We start from the raw sequence: 8220 nt of genomic DNA on the forward strand, positions 1-8220 counted from the left end.
ATTGAAAAGAGGAGTACCAACATGTCCCAGGTTGAGAAACAAGCCGGCGTCAAGCCGCAGGATCAGTCGATAGAGCATTGGGTGGAATCCCGTATCGCCCGCTTTGAAGGCCGTAAATATGACTGGAATGCGTTGAAGTTCCAGGCTGACTACGACCCGAAATACCGCCGTGCGCAGATGCGCTACATCGGCACCGGGGCCACCGGGGTGGTTAACGATACCAACACCATTCCGGCGGGCAATTTCACCTTCTCCACCATGGTGCTGCCGTCAAAATGCGAAGGTCCGCTGCACCTGCACGACGATGTGGAAGAGGTGTTCTTTATGCTGAAGGGCAGCATCACGCTGATGATCCAGGACGGCACGGAGTACTACGAAACCAAGCTGAAAGAGCGCGATCTGATTTCGGTTCCGGCCGGTGTTTACCGTGGGTTGTTTAACCACGGTGAGGAAGAGGCGCTGATGTGCGTGATGCTCGGCACCGCCAAACCGGAAACGCCGACCTACCCGGCGGATCATCCCTTGTCCAAAGTGAAGCGTAATTGATGAACGGCCTGGTTCAACGTCAGCAGGCGCGCTGCGGGGGTTACACCCTGAGCTGGCGCGAAGCGGGGCACGGCCGCCCGGTGGTGTTGCTGCACGGCATCAGCTCCGGTTCGGCCTCGTGGATCAAGCAGTTTAACGATCGCGGGTTGGCCGACGGTCACCGCCTGCTGGCCTGGGATGCCCCGGGCTACGGCGGCAGCCTGCCGCTGACGGTGAGCCGGCCGGACGCCGCCGCTTATGCTGCTGCTCTGGCGGCGCTGGTGGCCGAATTGCAGCTGGAGCAACCGCTGATTGTCGGCCATTCGCTCGGCGCGTTGATCGGCAGTGCCTATGCTGCCGCGCATCCTGATGGGCTATGTGGGCTGGTGCTGGCGGATCCGGCTCAGGGTTATGCCACTGCGTCGGAAGAAAAACGCCAGCAGGTTTATGGCCAGCGCAAACAGATGATTGAAAAGTTGGGGCCGCAAGGCTATGGCGAACAGCGGGCGGCTGCGCTGTTGCGTGATGGCGCGGACCCGCAGGATATCGCCTGGGTACGCAACGGTATGCAGCAGCTGGATCCAGAAGGTTTTCTCAGCGCGGCGTGGATGCTGGCCAATGACGATATCGGCCGCCATCTGGCGCAGTACCGTGGCCCGCTACAGGTGTGGTGTGGCGACTGCGACCGGATCACGCCGCCTGAGGCGGCGGCAATATTGGCGCAACAGCAGGACGCGCCCCTGCGGCTGATTGAGCAGGCAGGGCACGCCAGTTATCTCGACGCGCCGGTACAATTTAACCGTTATCTGCAGGATTTTACGGGAGCAATCCAATCATGAATTTTCAGCTTGAGCAACGGGTCGCGGTAGTCACCGGCGGTTCGTCGGGCATCGGTTTTGAAACCTTGCGCCTGCTGTTGGCGGAAGGGGCAAAGGTCGCTTTTTGCGGCCGTGATCCGGACAAACTGGCGGGAGCCGAAGCCAGCCTGCGTAAGGAGTTTCCGCAGGCGGAGATCCTGGCGCTGTGCTGTGACGTGCTGGACGAGGCACAGGTGACACAGTTTGCCGCTCAGGTGACGGCACACTTCGGCGGGGTGGATCTGTTGATCAACAACGCCGGTCAGGGGTTCGTCGCGCATTTTGAGCATACGCCACGTGCGGCCTGGCTGCATGAGGCGGAGCTAAAACTGTTCGGCGTGATTAACCCGGTGCAGGCGTTTTTGCCGGCGCTGGAGCGTTCGGATATTGCTTCAATTACCTGCGTGAACTCGCTGCTGGCCTTGCAGCCGGAAGAACACATGATCGCCACCTCGGCGGCGCGCGCCGCACTGCTCAACATGACGCTGACATTGTCGAAAGAGCTGGTGGACAAAGGGATCCGTGTCAATTCGATCCTGCTGGGCATGGTGGAGTCCGGCCAGTGGCGACGCCGTTTCGACGAGCGCAGCGATAAGGATCAAAGCTGGGATCAGTGGACGACGGCGATTGCCGAACGTCGCGGCATCCCGATGAAACGCCTCGGTAAACCGCAGGAGCCGGCGCAGGCGCTGTTGTTCCTGGCTTCTCCCCTGGCGTCCTTTACTACCGGTGCGGCGCTCGACGTCTCCGGTGGCTTTAACCGCCATCTTTAACCGCAGGGGCTGAAAAGATGAAGAAGATCATGATGATTGGCTACGGTGCAATGGCCAGAGAAGTGCTTTCCCGCCTGCCGGACGGGGTGAGCGTGGGCTGGATCGTGGCGCGTGCGGCTCATCATGCGGCGATTGTCAGCGCCTTCGGTGGTCAGGTGCAGGCGTTAACCCATCCGGATCAGTGTGCTGAGCAGCCGGATCTGGTGCTGGAGTGTGCCAGCCAGCAGGCGGTGGTGGAATTTGGTGAGGCGGTGGTGACACGTGGCTGGCCGTTGGCGGTGATCTCCACCGGCGCGCTGGCGGATGCGGCACTGCAACAGCGGTTGCAGCAGGCCTGTCGGCAGCACCGGGGCCAGTTGATCATTTTGTCCGGTGCGGTGGCGGGGATGGATGGGCTGGCGTCGGCGCGCGAAGGCGGGCTGGACAGCGTCACCTATCAGGCCTGTAAAAGTCCGGCAAGCTGGCGCGGCAGCATGGCAGAGCAATTGATTGATCTCGATGCCGTGAACGAGGCGCAGGTATTTTTTGAAGGGTCGGCGCGCGAGGCGGCACGCTTGTTCCCCGCCAACGCCAACGTGGCGGCAACCATTGCGCTCAACGGTTTGGGAATGGACGCCACTCAGGTGCGATTGCTGGTCGATCCCGCCACCCGACGTAATACCCACCGGCTGCAGGTGTGCGGCAATTTCGGTGAATTTCAGATTGAGCTGAGCGGTAATCCGCTGGCGAGCAATCCCAAGACATCAACCCTGGCGGCGCTGAGCGCGGTACAAGCCTGCCGCCGTCTGATCGACGGTGGTTTTATTGCCTGAACGGCAGGAGCGAGCATGGAAAGGTTAAAGATTTTTGTGGCTGGGCGCTGGTGTGAAGGGCGCGGCGATGAGATGACCTCGGTGTTTCCGGCCGATGGCAGCGTCAATGCGCGGCTGCGTGCCGCCAGCGTTGAAGACGTCAATGATGCGGTTGCCGCGGCGGAACGCGCCTGGCGAGCACCTGAGTGGCGTGGGCTGGTGCCGCATCAGCGCGCCAATATTCTGTACCGCGTCAGTAATCTGATTATGGCGCAGCAGGAAGAGTTGGCGCAGTTGCAGACCCGCGACAACGGCAAACCGCTGGCGGAAACCCGTGGACTGGTGGCCAGTGCGGCGGCGACCGCCCGTTACTTTGCTGCCGCCTGCGAAGTGCTGGAGGGCGAACTGCCGACCCAGCGCAGCGCCGAGGTGATGACGCTGAGCCAGTATCAACCGCTGGGGGTGATCGCAGCGATTACGCCGTGGAACTCGCCGATTGCCAGTGAAATGCAAAAGGTGGCTCCGGCACTGGCGGCGGGCAACGCGGTGATCCTCAAACCGGCCGAAGCCACACCGCTGATGGCGCTCAAACTGGCGGAGTTGTTTGAACAGGCGGGTTTGCCTGCCGGGCTGCTCAGCGTGTTGCCGGGCAAAGGCTCGGTGATTGGTGAAGCACTGGCTCGTCACCCGTTGGTGAAAAAGATTTCCTTTACCGGTGGCACCAATACCGGCCGTCACCTGGCGCACATTGCCGCCGAGAAGCTGATCCCCACTTCGCTGGAACTGGGCGGCAAGTCGCCGACCATCGTGCTGGAGGACGCGGATTTGGAACAGGCTGCACGCGGTATCTGTTACGGCATTTTCAGCTCTGCCGGTCAGGCCTGTATCGCCGGTTCTAGGCTGTTTGTCCACCGTACTCTGTACCAGCCGTTGCTGGCGCGCCTGAGTGAACTGGCGGCCGGGTTGCGGGTCGGTAATCCACTGACGCCGGGAGTCCACCTGGGTCCGCTGATTAACCAAAAACATCGCCAAAGCGTGGCGGATTACGTGGCGCTGGCGCAGCAGGAAGGCGGGCGGATAGTGATTGGCGGTGAAGCCCCGGCCGATCCGCTGCTGGCGGAGGGCTGCTATTACCTGCCGACGATAATTGAAGGGTTGAGCAACAGCGCCCGTGCCTGTCAGGAAGAGATTTTTGGCCCGGTGCTGGTGGTGCTGCCGTTCGACGACGAGCAGCAGTTGATCGACCAGGCCAATGACTCGGTATACGGGCTGGCGGCCGGTATCTGGAGCCGTGATTTCCCACGGGCCATGGCGCTGGCGGAGCAATTGGAAACCGGCACGGTGTGGATCAACACCTACAAAACATTCTCGATTTCTACGCCTTTCGGCGGTTTCAAAGAAAGCGGTCTGGGCCGCGAAAAGGGCCTGCACGGCATCAAAGCCTACATGCAGCAAAAAAGCCTGTACCTGGCGCTTAGCCATCAGGTGAATCGCTGGAGCGATTAGCTTTGGTCGACGGTGCGTACCCCTACAACGAACACAATAAGAAGGCAGATGATGAGCGATAAAATAACGGTTGGCGAGGCGATAGCCCGGACTCTGGAACAGTACGAGGTGTCGGCGATGTACGGCATCATTTCGATTCATAATCTGCCGATTGCCGATGCGGTGGGGCAACGTGGCAACATTCGCTTCGTGCCGGCGCGCGGCGAAGCGGGCGCAGTGACCATGGCCGATGCCCACGGCCGTTTCTCCGGTCTGGGCGTGGCCTTGACCAGTACCGGCGCGGGAGCCGGCAATGCGGTCGGAGCGATGATCGAGGCGCTGAACGCCAACACGCCGCTGCTGCACATTACCGGCCAGGTAGAAAAAGCCTACCTGGATGCCGACGCCGGATTCATTCATGAAACCCGCGATCAGTTGGGCTTCCTGCGCGCCTGCTCCAAACGCGCTTATCGGGTTAACTCTGCGGAACAGGCCGTGGCGGTGATCCAGCGGGCCATTCTCGACGCGCAGACGGTGCCTTGCGGCCCGGTGGCGGTAGAGATCCCGATCGATATTCAAAGCAGCCTGGTCTCCAGCGCGGTGCTGAGCCAACCGGTGGCCCCTGCGCCGCTGCCGCCGGCCCGTGACGACGCGGTTGAGCGGTTGTATCAGCGACTGAAACAGGCCAAACGCCCACTGCTGTGGTTGGGCGGCGGTGCGCTGGCCTGCGGTGAGGCGGTGCGCAAACTGGCGGATGCCGGTGTGGCGGTGATCTCCAGCACCCACGGGCGCGGCATTCTGCCTGATAGCCATCCGCGCAGCCTGCGTGCGTTTCATAATTCGCCGAGCATTGAGGCGATCCTGACGCAGTGCGATCTGACGCTGGTGGCCGGTTCACGCCTGCGCAGCAATGAAACCCGCACCTGGACGCTGCCGCTGCCGCGCCCATTGGTGCAGATTGATATTGATCCAGCGGCGGCCAATCGCAACTATCTGGCCGACGAACAAATCAACGGCGACTGTGGTGCCTTGCTTAACGCATTGGCTGCCCGAGTTAGCCCAGGTGAAAAGGTCAATGCCGAGTGGGATAGCGAAATCGTTCACGCGGTGCAGCAGGCGGAAAGCGCGCTGCGCCAACAGTCGGGGGAATATGCCAAATTGAACGACGCCATTGCCGCCGCGCTGCCGCAGGATGGGTTGTTGGTGCGTGATATCACCGTCTCCGGCAGCGTCTGGGGCAGTCGTTTGTTCCGCGCGATTTCGCCGCTGTGTAACATTCACTCGCTGGCCGGGGCGATTGGCATGGGCTTGCCGATGGCGATTGGTACCGCGATCGCTAACCCGCAGCGCAAGGTGGTCGGGCTGGTGGGCGACGGCGGGTTGGCGTTAGGCCTGGGCGAACTGGCGACGATGGCGCAGGAGCAGGCCAATATCACCTTGTTGATCATGAACGACGGCGGCTACGGCGTGATGCGCGGCATTCAGGATAAATACTTTGCCGGTCGTCAGTACTATAACGAACTGCACACCCCGTCCTTTACGCTGGTGGCCGAAGCTATGGGGCTGAAAGCCTGGAAGGTCGACAGCGCGGCGCAGTTCAGCGGCGTCTTGGCGGAGGCGATTAACTATCCGGGGCCGTCGGTGGTGGAGGTGGACATGAACAGCATCGGGCCGTTGACCTTTGCCGGACCACCGCAAAAGACCCTGTACTGAGCCGTGATAGATTGAACGACACCTTGATCAATAAGGTGTCGTTCAAATGAAGTTAATTTTTATTAAATATTCCCAGGGCGTCGACTATCAGTGAAATGGATACTCGTAGCCCAATAATAGCAAGAACCAGTGTGGTCAAGTCCACATAGCTGGTCGCCGGTTGTAATATTTTCAATGATGATTTAATGCCAATAAAGTAACAGCCTGGCATCCAGATAATGGAAATTAACGAGTATCTTGCTTTATTCATAAATTGTCGCCTTAACCCCCCCACTGAGTGGGGGGGATATATAGAAGAATATTACCAGCGGCATTGACCATTTACGCTATTTGGGGAGCGGTTACCCGCTAGTGCATCTCTGTTATTATTGTTGTTATTTCTATATGGGCTTTTATCAGGGCAGCTTAGGCTTGCCGTCGCAGCCCCCGCAACGGCAAAACCAACCATTGTCCACGGCCCACCAGCCATGCCTGTTAGCGCGCCAGTGATGATGCCAACGCCAACATCATTTGCGCATGTTTTTGGGGCTCCGCCTCTGTTTTGGCCATTATTTCGGCTTCTTCCGCCATTATCGCTACGGTCACCTCCATTATTTCCACGACCACCAGCGATTTGATCGAGTAAAGATGAGTCAATAGTTTTCATAAATAACTCCATTCCATAGTGTTGTTTTATGTCTATAAGGAAACTTAGTATTATATTGTTTCCAGACAACGTTCAATGCCATGTAGGTGAATTTTCGTTAAAGATCACAAAAAATAAATGGTTATTATGTGTTGTTGTAAGTTGTTTTATTTATATAAATATATAAGCGTTTTTAGAGGTTTTTTTAAAAATGGATTTAATAGAAGTGCGCTTTTTTATTTTTTTGAAAACGGCACCTTAATCAGTGGGAAACCCACTTTTGGGTGCCGTTGCTCTGTAGGATAATGAAGGTTACTTGCCTGCTGCGATGCGATCGCGAATGTGCTGCGCACGCGCTTCCGAGGCCGGGTGGTCGTCGAACATGCTGCTTTGACGGCCGGCTTCCATTTTCGCCAGTTTTTCAAAGCTGGTGACCAGACCGTTCGGATCGATCCCGCGTTGTTTCAGCAGGTCGAACGAGTAGTCATCCGCTTCGCTTTCCTGTTTCTGCGAGAACTGGGCATTCACCAGTTTCTCGCCCATGTCCGCCAGTTGTGACTGTGACAGCGAACCTATGATGCCGCCGGTTGAGGCCGCTGCGGTACGCAGCGCCACGGTGCCGTAAGCCACCTGCATCGCCTTGCGAGTATGGCCCAGCGCCACGTGGCCCATTTCATGGCCCAGTACGCCTTCCACTTCATTATCGGTCATCATGTCCATCAGGCCGCTGTAAACGCGGATACAGCCGTTGGCCATCGCCCAGGCATTCACGTCTTTAGTGACGTAAACCTTGTAGTTGGCCGGCGTGCCGTTGATATTATCGCCCAGCGCCGCGGCGATTTTGTTCAGACGCTTGGCATAGGTACTGTCAGCCGGCGCGATTTGTGCCTTGCTGTCCATCTCTGCGCAGGATTTATCACTCAGGGTTTTTACGTCGTTATTGCTCAACGTCGCCGCCTGAAACGCCTGTGCGCCAGACTGCATCAGGGTATCGGTATTCAGGTTTTGACAGCCGCTTACCAAAGTGGCAATGCTTAATGCAATCAAAGAGGTACGGATCTTCATAAAGCCATCTTCCTGTGATAGTAACAAGGGGGGAGTGCCATTTTAGTTTAGGGAAATCTTGCCGTCTGAGACTAGTGTACGCTGACAATCAGGAAAATAGTGTTATTCCGAAAAACCGACCAATTGTGCTAATAAGTTGTGAACTCGCTCTCATTTGGCATTAGGGATTGCCGTTTTAATGCTGAGTCTGAGAAAATAGAAAACTTGACTGATTTTTTAATCCGACCTGGAGTAAAACATGTCCTCTCGTAAAGAGCTTGCCAACGCCATCCGCGCACTCAGCATGGACGCCGTACAAAAAGCAAATTCCGGCCACCCGGGTGCACCTATGGGCATGGCGGACATCGCCGAAGTCCTGTGGCGTGACTACCTGAACCACAACCCGA

9 protein-coding genes are annotated in these 8220 nt (G+C 58.0%); 7 read left to right on the forward strand and 2 right to left on the reverse strand.

Translation table 11 applies throughout. The annotated features are described in order from the left end of the window. The first annotated feature begins 21 nt into the window (after window positions 1-21). The 6 genes from F8R23_RS23065 to F8R23_RS23090 are packed head-to-tail and all read left to right on the forward strand — an operon-like array spanning window position 22 to window position 6144. Window positions 22-546 carry a cupin domain-containing protein gene (locus F8R23_RS23065; protein WP_012146663.1) on the forward strand — a complete coding sequence of 175 codons (525 nt, stop codon included), beginning with the start codon at window positions 22-24 and terminating at the stop codon, window positions 544-546. Continuing rightward, complete coding sequence (locus F8R23_RS23070) at window positions 546-1364, forward strand: alpha/beta fold hydrolase (protein ID WP_099065256.1); 819 nt, start codon at window positions 546-548, stop codon at window positions 1362-1364. The genes F8R23_RS23065 and F8R23_RS23070 overlap by 1 nt, the downstream gene beginning before the upstream one ends. Then, window positions 1361-2155, forward strand: a complete 795-nt coding sequence (locus F8R23_RS23075; protein WP_129936172.1) for an SDR family oxidoreductase — start codon at window positions 1361-1363, stop codon at window positions 2153-2155. Before F8R23_RS23070 ends, F8R23_RS23075 begins: the two co-directional genes overlap by 4 nt. Before the next feature lie 17 nt (window positions 2156-2172). Beyond that, complete coding sequence (locus tag F8R23_RS23080; RefSeq protein ID WP_129936173.1) at window positions 2173-2967, forward strand: aspartate dehydrogenase; 795 nt, start codon at window positions 2173-2175, stop codon at window positions 2965-2967. Between the two features lie 15 nt (window positions 2968-2982). Beyond that, window positions 2983-4452 (forward strand): aldehyde dehydrogenase, encoded by a 1470-nt coding sequence (locus tag F8R23_RS23085; protein ID WP_129936174.1) that lies wholly within the window; start codon window positions 2983-2985, stop codon window positions 4450-4452. 51 nt (window positions 4453-4503) lie between these two features. Continuing rightward, window positions 4504-6144 (forward strand): thiamine pyrophosphate-binding protein, encoded by a 1641-nt coding sequence (locus F8R23_RS23090; RefSeq protein WP_151416066.1) that lies wholly within the window; start codon window positions 4504-4506, stop codon window positions 6142-6144. A 301-nt stretch (window positions 6145-6445) separates the two neighbouring features. On the opposite strand, the gene F8R23_RS23095 is transcribed toward F8R23_RS23090, so the two are convergent. Next, window positions 6446-6790 carry a hypothetical protein gene (locus F8R23_RS23095; protein WP_129936175.1) on the reverse strand — a complete coding sequence of 115 codons (345 nt, stop codon included), beginning with the start codon at window positions 6788-6790 and terminating at the stop codon, window positions 6446-6448. Between the two features lie 291 nt (window positions 6791-7081). After that, window positions 7082-7834 carry a metalloprotease LoiP gene (gene loiP, locus F8R23_RS23100; RefSeq protein ID WP_012146657.1) on the reverse strand — a complete coding sequence of 251 codons (753 nt, stop codon included), beginning with the start codon at window positions 7832-7834 and terminating at the stop codon, window positions 7082-7084. A gap of 238 nt (window positions 7835-8072) precedes the next feature. Between loiP and F8R23_RS23105 the strand changes: the two genes are divergently transcribed. Next, window positions 8073-8220 (forward strand): ribulose-phosphate 3-epimerase (locus F8R23_RS23105; RefSeq protein ID WP_037426739.1); only part of this gene is annotated, 148 nt, incomplete at its 3' end.

The sequence above is a fragment of the Serratia proteamaculans genome (assembly GCF_008830365.1).
Classification (GTDB): Bacteria; Pseudomonadota; Gammaproteobacteria; order Enterobacterales; family Enterobacteriaceae; genus Serratia; species Serratia proteamaculans.